Genomic DNA, 13,082 nt, shown 5'->3' on the forward strand with positions numbered 1-13,082 from the left:
CAGAAGGTCAATCAATTACCGTTCTTGGGCACGAGCACAACATACTCGAACATCTTCACGACTTTGGCCACGCCTGCGGTAGTGCTGGCGATCTGCGCTGCATCAGTACCTTCCTGATCAGTCACCAGACCCATTAAATACACCACTTTATTTTCCGTGACCACTTTCACCGCGGTAACCGGGAAACGCTTGGCATCAATAAAACGGGTTTTCACTTTGGTTGTTACATAAGCATCATTGGTACGCGCCGACAACAACGCCGGTGGCGCGATCACCAGTTCATTGGTCACATTTTTAACATTGCCCACGGCTTTGGCAATATCGTAAATCTTTTGCTTAGTCGCCTCGTCTGGCACTTCGCCAGTCAGCAGCACCGCACGGTTATAACTGGTGACATTTACATGTACATAGTCGGAAGGGAAAGCATCGCCTACCCGGTTGGAGGTGCGCAATTCGATTTCCTGGTCTTCGACATAAGCACCGGAACTGCGTCTGTCATTTGCCATCAACACACCCGCACCCGCACCTGTCGCCACTAGCGGCACACAACCCTGTAGCTGTAACAACGCCAAACCTAAAACCGCTACCATTACTAATTTACGCATTATTCCACTCCTAGAATGATTCTATCGATGCCATCACATAAACAATGAATGGCAAGTAAATGCACTTCCTGTATGCGCGCGGTACTCGTGGAGGGCACGCAAATATGCACATCATCATCACCCAGCAATTCGCTGAGCAAGCCGCCGCCATCGCCCGTTAACGCCACCACCCGCATATCACGGCCATGCGCCGCTGCGACGGCTTCGACCACATTGCGCGAATTACCGCTGGTGGAAATCGCCAGCAACACATCACCCTCATGACCCAGTGCAGTGACCTGTTTGGAAAAAATAACACTGAAATCATAGTCATTGGCAATCGAGGTCAATGCCGAGCTGTCCGTGGTCAGCGCGATTGCCGCCAGCCCCGGGCGCTCCATCTCGAAGCGGTTAATCAGTTCGGAAGCAAAATGCTGTGCATCCGCCGCCGAACCACCATTACCACAAGCGAGTATCTTGCCGTCTGCCAACAGACTCTGGCTGATTAATTCCACCGCCGCTGCGATCTGCGGTGCAAGGCTGGTGGCCGCCTCCATTTTTAGACGTGCACTGTCGTTGAATAGTTCGGTAATGTGGGAAGTTAAATCCATGACGACCAACTGTTAAGTAAAGATAGCGGCAATTATGCCATAAGGGGATGACTATGCACCGAAAGCATCACGTATCCATTCCATGCTCTGGCCTTGCAACAACAGCGCATCAAAGCGGCACGGTGGAGTTTTACCCAGCCGCGCCAGATACTGCTGCGCCGTCGCAATCAGTTTTTGCTGTTTACGGCCATCGATACTGCCCGCGGCACCACCGAATTGCTGACTGGCGCGCTGACGCACTTCTATGAACACCAGCGTTTGCCCATCCCGCATGATCAGGTCGATCTCGCCCAGACGGCAGCGGAAATTACGCTCCACCAGCACCAGGCCTTGCTGCGTCAAATAATCTGCGGCCGTCTGTTCGGCAGCTGCACCACGAGAAACCATCATATCTTCCTATGCTAAAATGAAGCCATGCATACTCCACCCGGCTCATTATATGTCGTCGCCACACCCATCGGGAATTTAGGCGATATTACCCAACGCGCGCTGGAAGTGCTCAAATCTGTCGACCTGGTTGCTGCAGAAGACACCCGTCACAGCGGGCAATTGCTGTCGCGTCTGGGCATTTCTGCCAAATTCGTGGCACTGCACGAGCACAATGAACAGCAGGCAACACCACGTCTGATTGCTGACATGCAAGCGGGCAAAAATGTTGCGATCATCACCGATGCCGGCACCCCTGCAATCAGCGATCCCGGCACGCTGCTGGTTGCCGCCGCTCACGCTGCCGACATCCGTGTAGTACCTGTCCCCGGTGCCAGTGCCGTAGTGTGCGCGTTATCGGCTGCGGGCATCGTCGCACCGCACTGGCTGTTTTACGGCTTCCTTCCCGCTAAATCCAGCCATCGCCGTGTTGCATTACAGACCTTGGTAACGCTGCCGTATGCGTTGATATTCTATGAAGCACCGCACCGCATCACCGAGTGCATCGCCGACCTCGCCACCATTTTCGAAGCCGAGCGTCGCGTCACCTTTGCCCGCGAACTGACGAAACTATTCGAGACCATCCACAGTCTGCCTTTAGGCGAAGCCAGCGCCTGGCTGGCTGCCGACCCAAACCGGCAAAAGGGTGAATTCGTCCTCATCGTCGAAGGCGCCAAACCAGTAGAGAGCGATGAAGACCAACGCCAACTACGCGACACCCTGGCTATATTGCTAGAAGAATTGCCGCTGAAACAGGCCGCACATATCGCCGCCAAACTCACTGGCGTCAAGAAAAACACCTGTTATCAACTCGCGCTGGACATGCGCGACGATACTGAAGCAAAGGATACCCCATGACCCAACTCACCCTTACCCGCCCAGATGACTGGCATTTGCATCTGCGTGACGGCGAAGTGTTAAAAACCATCCTGCCCGACACTGCCCGTCGTTTTGGACGCGCCATCGTCATGCCTAACCTACGGCCGCCTGTACGTACCACCGAAGATGCCCGCGCTTATCGTGAGCGTATTCTTGCTGTATTGCCCGCCAGCATGCAGTTCGAGCCATTGATGACGCTGTATCTCACCAACAACACTGACCCGGCGGAAATCGCCCGCGCCAAGGCCAGCGGCATCGTGCATGCGGTGAAATATTATCCGGCTGGCGCCACCACCAATTCGGACATGGGGCTGACCGAGCTTACCAATGGCTACGCCGTCATCGCCGAGATGGAAAAGCACGGTATGCCGTTGCTGGTACACGGCGAAGTCACCGACCCCAGCGTCGACATCTTTGACCGTGAAGCGGTATTCATCGAGCGCCACCTGATCCCGCTTACCAAAGCTTTTCCTGCACTGAAAATCGTGCTGGAGCACATCACCACCCAACAAGGTGCTGATTTCGTCAATGCTACGCCAGACAACATTGCCGCCACCATCACCGCGCATCACCTGCTGTACAACCGCAATGCCATGTTCCAGGGCGGCATCCGCCCACACTATTACTGCCTGCCCATCCTCAAACGCGAACAGCACAGGTTAGCGCTGGTACAGGCTGCCACCAGCGGCAGCTCGAAATTCTTCCTCGGCACCGACAGCGCACCCCATGCGCGCAGCGCCAAAGAAGCCACTTGTGGCTGCGCCGGCATGTATACCGCCCACGCCGCCATCGAATTTTATGCCGAAGCATTTGAAGCCGCCAACGCCCTCGACAAGCTGGAAGGCTTCGCCAGTCATTTTGGTGCTGATTTCTACGGTCTGCCGCGCAATACGGACACCATCACCCTGGTTAAGGAAAGCTGGAATGTACCCGCCCACATTGACATCGGCAGCGAGCAACTGATTCCACTGCGCGCCCATGACCAAGTGACCTGGCGTTTAAGCTAACCGAACTGCCAACGCAAGGAGCGTTGCCATGGAGCCCACAGAACATATACTGAACCAGGCATTCGTCACCGCGCCACTGAAACCGCGACCGGCAGACTGTCATAAAGGTATGCTCGGCAGTGTAGGTATAATCGGCGGTGCGACGAGCATGACCGGCGCCGCGCTGCTCGCAGGGCGTGCGGCACTGAAATGCGGCGCAGGCCGTGTCTATGTCGCTTTGCTGGCTGACAATGCACCAGCCGTTGACCTGCTGCAACCTGAGCTGATGTTGCGCACACCTGCACAATTATTTGAACTCGACCACCTGTCCGCGCTGGTAATCGGCCCCGGACTCAGCCAAAGCAGTGACGCCATGAACTGGCTGCAGCGTGCGCTGGCGAGTGACCTGCCGCTGATAATCGACGCCGATGCCCTCAACCTGCTCGCCGCTCATCATGATCTGCGCCTGCAATTACGCCAACGCACTGCCCCCGCCATCCTCACGCCGCATCCAGGTGAAGCCGCCCGGCTCATGGGCTACGACCTCAAAGCAATCCAGCATGACAGGATGGACACGGCGCAATTGCTGGCCAAAAATTTCCACAGCATTATTGTACTCAAAGGCGCCGGCACTATCTGTGCGCTACCGGATCGACACTGGTTCATTAACCCTACCGGTAACCCTGGCTTAAGTAGCGCCGGCATGGGTGACGTACTATCAGGCATGATCGCTGCGTTTATCGCCCAGCAACTGAGTCCACAACAGGCTACATTGCTGGCAGTTTACCTGCATGGTGCTGCTGCTGACATACTGCTAAAACAGGGAACAGGTCCGATCGGACTGACCGCCTCGGAAGTGATTGATGCGGCGCGGCAACAATTGAATATCTGGATTTATTCTAGACAGTCCTGACGCCTGATCTCTGTTTGCATATTTCCTGCACTCACCGAGGCCAGGCGGCTGACCAAGCGCGGTTTCATCAGCAAAATAGAGGTTGCAATGCCCGCCGCTAGCAGTGCCAAATACAACGCCATGAAACCTGCATAACCCAGGAGAGGCGCAACCGGTTTGGCCAGCCCGAGGAAGGTGGCATATAACCAGGTTACAACGCTGATTGCCCCCAATATAACAAGCAATTTTGTGTTTTGAGCAGGGTGATTTTGCACTGCCTGCAAACGATTAAATGCTAAATGATGTAGCGCAACACCATTGAGCGAGAGCAGGCTCACCACCGTCAGTTTAGCCATTAGCTTGGGCTGGCCGATCAGCAACGACCATTCGAACCTTGTTTCGAGCCAAATGACAATGAGGCCAGTCAACCACAGCATGCCCAAGGCAGCAATTACCACACGCCCCGCCTGGTGTAGAAGACGAGTATTGATACACCGTCCGCCAAATATAGCGTAATCCCCAAAGGCTATAGCGGCTCCTGCTGCTATCACCGCAAATATGTGTGCCAGTATCACGACCATGCGTGCTACCGCCATGATGTCCAGGAGTTGCGGTTCCATCATGACTCAACTCCCAAGGCAAACAGTAAGCGGGGCTTGCATTGGCAGAGGTGGGGCGTGGATGGCGGATTGATAGTGAGCTTATTTTCCGCTTTTGGAAGGTAAGTTTTGGGCAGCATGATATTTCCTGTTAAATGCTGGCTGGCGGTTGCTGGCTGCAAGGTTGATATGGGTGACTAAATTTATCATTATAATGATAATGATTCTTATTTACAATATTATTAAGTTCATGGCTACTTGTAAATCGTTGATTGTCGCCAATTTGTAACGCATTTTTCATCGTCGCGTCACCTTGATTGATTACTGTAACGATTCAGACATCAAATCAATGGAGCACAACATGCTTGAACAACAAGCCCTAGCCCAGCCACGAGCACGTGCAAGTCTGGCGGTCACACTGGCCCACGACAACACCGAAGTGCGTGAGGCGCAACGTTTACGTTACAAAGTTTTTGCTGAAGAAATGGGCGCGCAACTGGTGTCCGCCGCCAGCGGTCTGGATCAGGACGAATTCGACTCGGTATGCGATCACCTTATCGTACGCGACACAGGGACTGGCGAAGTAGTAGGCACTTACCGCATCCTGCCCCCAGAGCGCGCAGCGCAAATCGGTGGCTATTATTCCGAACAGGAATTCGACCTTACCCGCCTCACTTATCTACGCCAGGGCATGGTGGAAATCGGCCGCTCCTGCGTGCACCCGGATTATCGCGGCGGTGCGGTCATTACCTTGCTATGGTCCGGCCTGGCCGATTATCTGCGTCAGCGTGATTACGATTACCTGATTGGTTGCGCCAGCGTCAGCATGAGCGATGGCGGCCACATTGCTGCCAGCCTGTACCATAAATTGCATAATGAAGTATTGAGCCCAGTCGAATGGCGCGTGTTTCCGCGTACGCCGTTGCCGCTGGAACGCCTGCAGGACGATATCAAAGTAACGACCCCTTCACTGATCAAAGGCTACTTGCGAGTGGGTGCTTACATCTGCGGCGAACCAGCCTGGGATGCCGAATTCAACTGCGCCGATTTCATGATGCTGCTGTCGGTGAAACAGATGAATGAACACTATGCCCGCCATTTCATGAACAAGACGTAAACATTTTGTCCACGAAAGACACGAAAGGCACGAAAAAAGCCCTTCTCTTGCCGAAAGGAAGTAGGGAACTTGATTCTGTTTGAATTCTTTTCGTGTTTTTCGTGCTTTTAGTGGACCAAAAAACTCTCCCCGGCTCTTAACCACATGCACGATATTGCCGCATCTGCACCGCAATCCGGTAAAATCCGGCACATGCTATTTACCCGCTATTTCACTGCTTATTGTGTACGTCCATTGCGCGCGCTAGGGTTTACCACCTTGATCATCGGTGGACTCGTGACGCTGGCACTCGCGTTTCCGTGGCTGGGGCAACGGCAGCGCGGCAGCATTATCCAATCCTGGTCAGGGCTGATGTTACGTTCGGTAGGAATACGCCTGCACGTCACCGGCACCCCACCCAGCGCTGCAGCCCTGATGGTGGCCAATCACGTCTCGTGGGCCGACCCGTTTTTATTGATTGCCTGCTATCCGGTGCATTTTGTCGCTAAAGCCGAGATTCGGCGCTGGCCGGTATTTGGCTGGCTGGCGGCAATGGCCGGGACGATTTTTATCCAGCGCGAGCGCCAGCGCGATCTGAGCAATGTGGCGCAGGCCTTTGTATCGCATCTCACTGACGGCAGTGCGGTGGGTATGTTTCCGGAATCCACCACCAGCGACGGCACGCAATTATTGCCGTTCAAATCTGCGCTGTTTCAGGTGGCGGTGAGTGCGGGTGCAGATTGCTACCCGGTAGCATTAAGTTACGATCATCGCGCTGCGATCTGGATTGACGACATGGGTTTCCTGTCCTCGATCTGGCGCGTCATGGCACAGCCACGCATCACCGCCCATGTACATTTCTGCCCCGCCATTCCCTATCAGGGCCAGCATCGCCGTGATCTCGCCGTGGCCAGTGAAGCGGCTATTGCCATTGCTTTGTCCCTGCCTGCCCCGCGCATTCCACCTGAAACACCTGACGATCTTCCAGGCGCAACGCAGTAAGCTGCCCGCCCCACAGGCAGCCGGTATCCAGCGCAATGCAATCGCTTTCCACCCGCAAACCCAATGCCGACCAATGCCCAAACACGATAGGCGAACCCGCACTTTGCCGGTCTGGCACCTGAAACCAGGGCAGACAGCCTGCCGGTGGATGCGCCGGATCACCTTTGGTTTTAAATTCCATCTCCCCTTCCGGTGTGCAGAAACGCAACCGGGTCATGGCGTTGGTGATAATGCGCAAGCGCTCCACGCCTTTTAATTCATCATGCCAACTCGCCGGTTTATTGCCGTACATCTCGCGCAGGAAATCCCGGTAATCCGGCCCGCGCAACACAGCTTCCACTTCTGCCGCCAGCGCCAGCGCCTTGTCCGGCGACCATTGCGGCAACAGTCCGGCATGCACTAGCAGAAACCCCGCCGCACTGGTCGCTAACGGCAAATGCCGCAGCCAGTTCAGCAGTTCTACCCGATCCGGCGCAGTGAGTATGCCTTGCAAAGTGTCACCTACATGTGGTGTCGCATAACCCTCTGACACTGCCAGCAAATGCAGGTCATGGTTACCGAGTATCGCCTTGATGTCATGTTCACGCGCCCAGCGCAACACCGCCAGCGAATCCGCGCCGCGATTGACCAGATCACCGAGCAGATAAATCTGATCGACTGCCGGATCAAAGGCGATACGCACCAGCATCTGCTGCAATGCGTCGAAACATCCCTGTAAATCTCCGATGGCATAAGTGCTCATGTTAAAATGTATGTCCTGATTAGTTGTCGCCTATTTATGCTGTCTCATCTTAACGCCCCGCAACGCGAAGCTGTCAAATATCTCGATGGCCCTCTACTGGTTCTGGCAGGCGCAGGATCGGGCAAGACACGTGTCATCACGCAGAAAATCACCTACCTCATCGAGGAATGTGGTTATGCGCCCAATCATATTGCCGCCATCACCTTTACCAATAAAGCTGCGCGCGAGATGCAGGAACGCGTCAACAAACTGATGCAGGGCAAACCGGCCAAAGGTCTGACCGTGTGTACCTTCCACGCACTCGGCGTACAGATTATGCGCCAGGAAGCCCATCGCCTGGCTTACAAACCACAGTTTTCCATCCTCGATTCTGCCGATGCCATGCAGATTGTCAACGAGATATTGAAATCCACCGACAAACAGGAGATCCGCCGCGTGCAATGGCGCATCTCGGCGTGGAAAAACGCACTTGTCTCACCGGATGTCGCCATCAGCACCGCAGAAACCGATATCGATGCCACTTACGCCAAAATTTACCAGCGCTATCAGGACACCCTGAAAGCCTATCAGGCACTGGATTTCGACGACCTGATCCGCCTGCCTGCTGAATTATTTGCCAGTGACGCCGAGATGCTGGAAAAATGGCGCAAAAAACTGCGCTACCTGCTCATCGACGAATACCAGGACACCAATGCCTGCCAGTACCAGATCGTCAAACAGCTGTGCGGTATTTCCGGCGCGTTTACCGCGGTGGGTGACGACGATCAGGCCATTTACGGCTGGCGCGGCGCGGATGTGAAGAATCTACACCAGTTACATGACGATTACCCGCGTCTCAAAGTTATCCAGCTCACCCAGAATTATCGCTCAACTGTGCGTATTTTACGCGCGGCCAACAGCGTCATCGCCAACAACACCCGGCTTTACGACAAGCAACTGTGGAGCGAGCACGGCAATGGTGATCCATTGCAGATACTGGCGGCCAAAGACGAAAACGAGGAGGCGCAAAACGTAGTGATGCGTCTGCTGGCGCACAAATTCGAGCACCGTACCCGCTTCGGTGATTACGCCATCCTCTATCGCGGCAATCATCAGGCGCGTGTGTTCGAGCAAATGCTGCGCAACGAAAAAGCGCCGTACGTGATGTCAGGTGGGCAGTCCTTCTTCGACAAGGCCGAAATCAAGGACCTGATCTCCTACATGCGCCTGCTCACCAACAGCGACGACGATCCGGCGTTCATCCGTGCCGCCACTACACCCAAACGCGGCATCGGCCCGACCACGCTGGAAAAGCTCGGCGAATACGCCGGCCAGCGCAAGATCAGCCTGTTTGAAGCCGCCTTCGAAGCCGGTTTTAAAACCCGTGTCAGCGAACGTCAGCTCGAACCGCTGCTGACGTTCTGCCAGTATATCAATGCACTGGAGGCCAGAGTACGCAACACACCGGTCAGCGAAATCATGGCCGACCTGCTCAAGGCCATCGATTATGAAGTGTATATTTTCGATAACGATGAAACGCGCGCGGCACAGACCAAGTGGAACAACGTGCAGGAATTCGTCGGCTGGCTGGGCAAGAAGGGCGAAGCCGACGACAAGAATCTGATTGAACTGACACAGACCATCGCGCTGATCACACTGCTGGAAAATCGCAGCGAGGACGAAATCGACGCCGTGCGCCTGTCCACCATTCATGCCGCGAAAGGGCTGGAATTCGGCCATGTATTTCTGGTCGGCGCAGAAGAGGATATTCTGCCGCACCGCGAATCGGTGGAAAACGGTACGCTGGAAGAAGAACGTCGGCTGATGTACGTTGCCATCACCCGCGCACAGCGTTCACTCACTATCAGCTACTGCAAACGCCGCAAACGCGCCGGCGAACTGCAAAGCTGCGAACCATCGCGTTTCATCGCTGAAATTTCCAATGAGGATATTCGCCTGTCAGGTCAGGATGCGGACCCGGTGGAACAGCGCGAACAGGGCAATGCCCGCCTGGCCAACATCAAAGCGATGCTGGCGCAGAAATAAAACAGGGCGGGAAAATGCTAACGCACTCTGCCGGGATGCACCCCTCGGCATGACTGAGGTTATTTTTTGGTAACTGCTGGAGTATGTGCTTGCAACGCCTCTGCTGCCCGCGCTGCGATACTGGCGGCTAATTCTGGGGACACTTCCAGTGCGATAGCCCGTTGCGCTGATGTTTCCGCCTCACGGTAGCGTTGCGCCAGATAATGCTCCATCGCTGCCAGCAAGGCTGCCTGCCCCTGCTGTTGCCGCTGTTGCTGGCGATAAGTGCGCACTTTCTTCGGCAAATGTAACGTCACGTCAGCGATGCGGGCAAACATATCTCCCAGCACCACCAGCGCCAGAAACAACACGACCAGCAATGTCAGCGACATTTCGATACGATAAGGCGGGTACACCAGCACAGCGTAACCGGGGTCAAATTTCCCCGCCAGGGTGAAGCCCACCGCCAGCGCGAAAATCAGCAATATCCAGAGTAAGACACGCATTACGGCTTATGCCCCAGACGACTGCTTTGCAAAGCAGTCAGGCTGTCCGCCAAAGCGGGCAACTCGATGCTCACCGTGCTGTTAATCAGCTTATCGGTCTGCTTGATGGCGTTGGTGGTACGACTATCGCGTACGTTGAAATACCGGGTCAGCCAGACCTTCGCCGCTTCCAGATCGGATTTGTAACTGGTTTCGTCATGCGCCAGCAAAGCAATGCGTGCCGTAAGCAGGCGCAATTTCAAATTTTGCCGTAAAAAGTAACTCTGCTCCGGCGCCAGCAATGCTGCATCCGGGGTATCCAGACGGCGTACCTGCACCAGCCCTTTCAGATCCTGCCACATTTCCTGAGTAAACCGGCCCGCCATATCGACCGGCGCCTGCTTGGGCGGAGTAACAGGCTTGACCGGGATTTCATGATCGCTGGATAACGGCAACTGGTCGACCTGAGCAATCAGCCTGTCCAATTGCAGAGTGAGGCCGACCGTGTCCACTTGTGGCAAAGTCTGCAAACGCTGGATATCGTTATTGAGCGCACGGCGCAAATTGGTAAACTGCGGCTTGTTGATCGCCTGTAACCGCGCATCCGCGTTCTGTAATGCAATAATGGCCGCCTTGACGTTACCGGCAAGCTGCAACTGCTGATTGGCGGTCAGGATCACCTGCTCGATGTCGGCCAGCGTCCACTCATCACGGCTCTTGGACATATCGCGATACAGCGCCTCCAGCGCCATCTGCTGGTTCTGCGAATCGGTCAGCTTGGCCTGAATCTCGCCCAGATGCACCGCCAGATCACGATTATTGTCGGCAGTTTGCTGACTGAGCACGCGACTGGCCTGCGCCGCATCGTTGGCACTGGTCAGGCGCTGACTGAGTTCCTGACGCATGGCATTGAGCTCGGTGCGCGTCTGCCACCATTGCCAGCCCGCAAACACAAAGGCGAGCACGGCAAAAATCAGCGCCGGATTCAGGTAATCGCCGAGCTTGTCGAGCAGATCAGGTTTGTCGTCTTGTTCAGCCATTATGTTCCGCAAACCATGCTGTCATGCCGTCAATCAGCCCCTCATCACCCGATTCGGTGAGTATGCCATGTTCCAGACCGAGCTCATGCACCACGCTGAGGATGCGCTCGTGGGGCACGAACACCGGCGTGGTTTTCAGCCACTGGCGGCCAAGTTTGCCCAGCATGTCATACAGGTTACGCAACCCTTCGGAGCTGGTAATCGTTACCGCGTTGATTTCATTGCGCGACCACTGCCGCATCAGATTGCCCGCATTCACATCGGGGCGGCTGCGGCGGTAACATTCCGCATATTCGATTTTAGCACCCCGCTCGGTGAGGGTATCGCCCAGCATCTCGCGACCACCATCACCACGGAAGATCACGATATGCTTGCCCGCCACGTCTTGCAGCTCAGGCATTTCCAGCAAATTCTCGCTATCAAAGCGGGCCGTCGGCGCGATGATTTTGTCGATACCGAAATGCTTGAGTTCGCGGCTGCTGCCGCGACCAATAGCAGCAATCTGCAAATTCGCCGGCAATTCGCGGCGCGACTTGATCAGGTTCATCGCCTTGTTTACCGCGTTAGGGCTGATGAAAATCGCCATATCCACTGCATCCAGCCGGTCTATCAATTCATACAGCGGCGCCAGATCAGCCGTATCCAGTATTTCCAGCACCGGAAATAATACCGGCTTGCCGTTCGCGGCAACAATGCGCTCTGCCAGCTCAACTGCCTGCTGCGCCGGGCGCGTTACCAGTATGCCCTTGCCGTTCAATCCGTTACTCATAATGATAGTTCCGCGAGTATCTTGCCCGCACCTTGTGCAATAAGTTGTTCGGCAAGTGCCGCGCCCAAGGCTTCCGCCTGATCGCGCGTACCACTGACACTGCCGCTGATGATACGACTACCGTCGACTTCAGCGACGAAACCGCGCAAATTCAAGCCGCCTTCTACAATTTCAGCATAGCCGCCCAGCGGTACCTGACAACTGCCGCCCAGCGTGCGGCTCATGCCACGCTCGGCACGTACGCAATCGGCGGTATCCGCATCATTCAGCGGCGCCAGCAGCGCAATCAGGTCGGCACGGTCGGCCAGGCACTCGATACCCAGCGCGCCCTGCCCCACTGCAGGCAGGCTTTGCTCAGGCGGCAATTCGGCACGGATACGCGCGCCCAGACCCAGACGTTTCAGGCCGGCCGCCGCCAGAATGATCGCATCGTACTGGCCCTCATCGAGCTTGCGCAAACGGGTCTGCACATTGCCACGCAAGGCACCAATAACCAGATGCGGGAAACGGGCACGCAACTGACTTTCGCGGCGCAGACTGGAGGTGCCGACACGCGCACCATGCGGCAATGCATCCAGACTGTCATAGTGATTGGATACCAGCGCATCGCGCGGATCTTCGCGCTCACCGATGGCCGCCAAGGTGAAACCCTCTGGCAAATTCATCGGCACGTCTTTCATCGAGTGCACCGCAATATCGGCGCGCCCTTCCAGCATGGCGGTTTCCAGCTCCTTGACGAACAGCCCCTTGCCACCAATCTTGCTCAGCGACACATCCAGAATCTGGTCGCCTTGCGTGGTCATGCCCAGTATCTGCACGACCATCTGGGGATAAAGCTCACGCAAACGCGCAGCAATGAACTCCGCTTGCCACATCGCTAATGCGCTTTCACGGGACGCAATGACCAATTGGGAGGGTAGAGGGAGATTTGGACTATTTTGCAAAATATAACCTGTCGGTAGAATAA

Annotated in this window: 15 protein-coding genes; 6 read left to right on the forward strand and 9 right to left on the reverse strand. The window is 55.5% G+C overall.

Translation table 11 applies throughout. The features are described 5' to 3' along the window. Window positions 1-11: 11 nt before the first annotated feature. From EJE49_RS06535 to EJE49_RS06545, 3 genes are read right to left on the reverse strand one after another with little or no spacing between them, the layout of a single operon-like run. A complete protein-coding gene (locus tag EJE49_RS06535; RefSeq protein ID WP_189941739.1) occupies window positions 12-605 on the reverse strand; it encodes a BON domain-containing protein in 594 nt (197 codons plus the stop codon). Next, on the reverse strand, window positions 605-1,195 hold the full coding sequence (locus EJE49_RS06540; protein WP_124949598.1) for a phosphoheptose isomerase: 591 nt from the start codon (window positions 1,193-1,195) through the stop codon (window positions 605-607). The genes EJE49_RS06535 and EJE49_RS06540 overlap by 1 nt, the downstream gene beginning before the upstream one ends. Window positions 1,196-1,246: 51 nt before the next feature. Beyond that, window positions 1,247-1,585, reverse strand: a complete 339-nt coding sequence (locus EJE49_RS06545; protein WP_370685817.1) for a YraN family protein — start codon at window positions 1,583-1,585, stop codon at window positions 1,247-1,249. 24 nt (window positions 1,586-1,609) lie between these two features. Between EJE49_RS06545 and rsmI the strand changes: the two genes are divergently transcribed. Genes rsmI through EJE49_RS06560 form a run of 3 tightly spaced genes read left to right on the forward strand, consistent with a single transcriptional unit; the run spans window position 1,610 to window position 4,399 of the window. Further along, the gene (rsmI, locus tag EJE49_RS06550; RefSeq protein WP_124949599.1) at window positions 1,610-2,479 is read left to right on the forward strand and encodes a 16S rRNA (cytidine(1402)-2'-O)-methyltransferase; all 870 of its coding nucleotides are present in this window, start codon (window positions 1,610-1,612) and stop codon (window positions 2,477-2,479) included. Then, window positions 2,476-3,507 carry a dihydroorotase gene (pyrC, locus tag EJE49_RS06555; protein ID WP_124949600.1) on the forward strand — a complete coding sequence of 344 codons (1,032 nt, stop codon included), beginning with the start codon at window positions 2,476-2,478 and terminating at the stop codon, window positions 3,505-3,507. Before rsmI ends, pyrC begins: the two co-directional genes overlap by 4 nt. A 28-nt stretch (window positions 3,508-3,535) precedes the next feature. Then, window positions 3,536-4,399 (forward strand): NAD(P)H-hydrate dehydratase, encoded by an 864-nt coding sequence (locus tag EJE49_RS06560; protein WP_124949601.1) that lies wholly within the window; start codon window positions 3,536-3,538, stop codon window positions 4,397-4,399. On the opposite strand, the gene EJE49_RS06565 is transcribed toward EJE49_RS06560, so the two are convergent. Then, window positions 4,381-5,001 carry a hypothetical protein gene (locus tag EJE49_RS06565; RefSeq protein ID WP_124949602.1) on the reverse strand — a complete coding sequence of 207 codons (621 nt, stop codon included), beginning with the start codon at window positions 4,999-5,001 and terminating at the stop codon, window positions 4,381-4,383. The two genes, EJE49_RS06560 and EJE49_RS06565, sit on opposite strands and share 19 nt — an antisense overlap. Window positions 5,002-5,338: 337 nt before the next feature. Between EJE49_RS06565 and EJE49_RS06570 the strand changes: the two genes are divergently transcribed. Together EJE49_RS06570 and EJE49_RS06575 are read left to right on the forward strand one after the other, a co-directional pair. Continuing rightward, the gene (locus EJE49_RS06570; protein ID WP_124949603.1) at window positions 5,339-6,094 is read left to right on the forward strand and encodes a GNAT family N-acetyltransferase; all 756 of its coding nucleotides are present in this window, start codon (window positions 5,339-5,341) and stop codon (window positions 6,092-6,094) included. Window positions 6,095-6,238: 144 nt separating this feature from the next. Continuing rightward, on the forward strand, window positions 6,239-7,075 hold the full coding sequence (locus EJE49_RS06575; RefSeq protein ID WP_124949604.1) for a lysophospholipid acyltransferase family protein: 837 nt from the start codon (window positions 6,239-6,241) through the stop codon (window positions 7,073-7,075). Here the strand turns inward: EJE49_RS06575 and EJE49_RS06580 are convergent. Then, window positions 6,996-7,817: a symmetrical bis(5'-nucleosyl)-tetraphosphatase gene (locus tag EJE49_RS06580; RefSeq protein WP_124949605.1), complete on the reverse strand. Its 822-nt coding sequence runs from the start codon at window positions 7,815-7,817 to the stop codon at window positions 6,996-6,998. The two genes, EJE49_RS06575 and EJE49_RS06580, sit on opposite strands and share 80 nt — an antisense overlap. Before the next feature lie 36 nt (window positions 7,818-7,853). Here EJE49_RS06580 and EJE49_RS06585 point away from each other — a divergent pair, with 36 nt between their 5' ends. After that, window positions 7,854-9,842 (forward strand): UvrD-helicase domain-containing protein, encoded by a 1,989-nt coding sequence (locus tag EJE49_RS06585; protein WP_124949606.1) that lies wholly within the window; start codon window positions 7,854-7,856, stop codon window positions 9,840-9,842. Between the two features lie 59 nt (window positions 9,843-9,901). On the opposite strand, the gene EJE49_RS06590 is transcribed toward EJE49_RS06585, so the two are convergent. From EJE49_RS06590 to hemC, 4 genes are read right to left on the reverse strand one after another with little or no spacing between them, the layout of a single operon-like run. Beyond that, window positions 9,902-10,327, reverse strand: coding sequence for a heme biosynthesis HemY N-terminal domain-containing protein (locus tag EJE49_RS06590; protein ID WP_124949607.1), 426 nt, complete (start codon window positions 10,325-10,327; stop codon window positions 9,902-9,904). Then, entirely contained in the window at window positions 10,327-11,346 is a 1,020-nt protein-coding gene (locus tag EJE49_RS06595) for a uroporphyrinogen-III C-methyltransferase (protein WP_124949608.1), read from the reverse strand. The genes EJE49_RS06590 and EJE49_RS06595 overlap by 1 nt, the downstream gene beginning before the upstream one ends. Beyond that, window positions 11,339-12,115: a uroporphyrinogen-III synthase gene (locus tag EJE49_RS06600; protein WP_124949609.1), complete on the reverse strand. Its 777-nt coding sequence runs from the start codon at window positions 12,113-12,115 to the stop codon at window positions 11,339-11,341. The genes EJE49_RS06595 and EJE49_RS06600 overlap by 8 nt, the downstream gene beginning before the upstream one ends. Next, complete coding sequence (gene hemC, locus EJE49_RS06605) at window positions 12,112-12,990, reverse strand: hydroxymethylbilane synthase (RefSeq protein ID WP_370685818.1); 879 nt, start codon at window positions 12,988-12,990, stop codon at window positions 12,112-12,114. Before hemC ends, EJE49_RS06600 begins: the two co-directional genes overlap by 4 nt. Window positions 12,991-13,082: the final 92 nt, after the last annotated feature.

Origin of the sequence: Sulfuriferula thiophila (assembly GCF_003864975.1) — a bacterium.
Taxonomy (GTDB): domain Bacteria; phylum Pseudomonadota; class Gammaproteobacteria; order Burkholderiales; family Sulfuriferulaceae; genus Sulfuriferula; species Sulfuriferula thiophila.

What these genes read in the sequence shown, in the direction of transcription:
- EJE49_RS06535 (WP_189941739.1), bottom strand. Translation starts at nt 605, where the DNA reads ATGCGTAAATTAGTAATGGTAGCGGTTTTAGGTTTGGCGTTGTTACAG.
- EJE49_RS06540 (WP_124949598.1), bottom strand. Translation starts at nt 1,195, where the DNA reads ATGGATTTAACTTCCCACATTACCGAACTATTCAACGACAGTGCACGT.
- EJE49_RS06545 (WP_370685817.1), bottom strand. Translation starts at nt 1,585, where the DNA reads ATGATGGTTTCTCGTGGTGCAGCTGCCGAACAGACGGCCGCAGATTAT.
- rsmI (WP_124949599.1), top strand. Translation starts at nt 1,610, where the DNA reads ATGCATACTCCACCCGGCTCATTATATGTCGTCGCCACACCCATCGGG.
- pyrC (WP_124949600.1), top strand. Translation starts at nt 2,476, where the DNA reads ATGACCCAACTCACCCTTACCCGCCCAGATGACTGGCATTTGCATCTG.
- EJE49_RS06560 (WP_124949601.1), top strand. Translation starts at nt 3,536, where the DNA reads ATGGAGCCCACAGAACATATACTGAACCAGGCATTCGTCACCGCGCCA.
- EJE49_RS06565 (WP_124949602.1), bottom strand. Translation starts at nt 5,001, where the DNA reads ATGATGGAACCGCAACTCCTGGACATCATGGCGGTAGCACGCATGGTC.
- EJE49_RS06570 (WP_124949603.1), top strand. Translation starts at nt 5,339, where the DNA reads ATGCTTGAACAACAAGCCCTAGCCCAGCCACGAGCACGTGCAAGTCTG.
- EJE49_RS06575 (WP_124949604.1), top strand. Translation starts at nt 6,239, where the DNA reads ATGCACGATATTGCCGCATCTGCACCGCAATCCGGTAAAATCCGGCAC.
- EJE49_RS06580 (WP_124949605.1), bottom strand. Translation starts at nt 7,817, where the DNA reads ATGAGCACTTATGCCATCGGAGATTTACAGGGATGTTTCGACGCATTG.
- EJE49_RS06585 (WP_124949606.1), top strand. Translation starts at nt 7,854, where the DNA reads ATGCTGTCTCATCTTAACGCCCCGCAACGCGAAGCTGTCAAATATCTC.
- EJE49_RS06590 (WP_124949607.1), bottom strand. Translation starts at nt 10,327, where the DNA reads ATGCGTGTCTTACTCTGGATATTGCTGATTTTCGCGCTGGCGGTGGGC.
- EJE49_RS06595 (WP_124949608.1), bottom strand. Translation starts at nt 11,346, where the DNA reads ATGGCTGAACAAGACGACAAACCTGATCTGCTCGACAAGCTCGGCGAT.
- EJE49_RS06600 (WP_124949609.1), bottom strand. Translation starts at nt 12,115, where the DNA reads ATGAGTAACGGATTGAACGGCAAGGGCATACTGGTAACGCGCCCGGCG.
- hemC (WP_370685818.1), bottom strand. Translation starts at nt 12,990, where the DNA reads ATGTGGCAAGCGGAGTTCATTGCTGCGCGTTTGCGTGAGCTTTATCCC.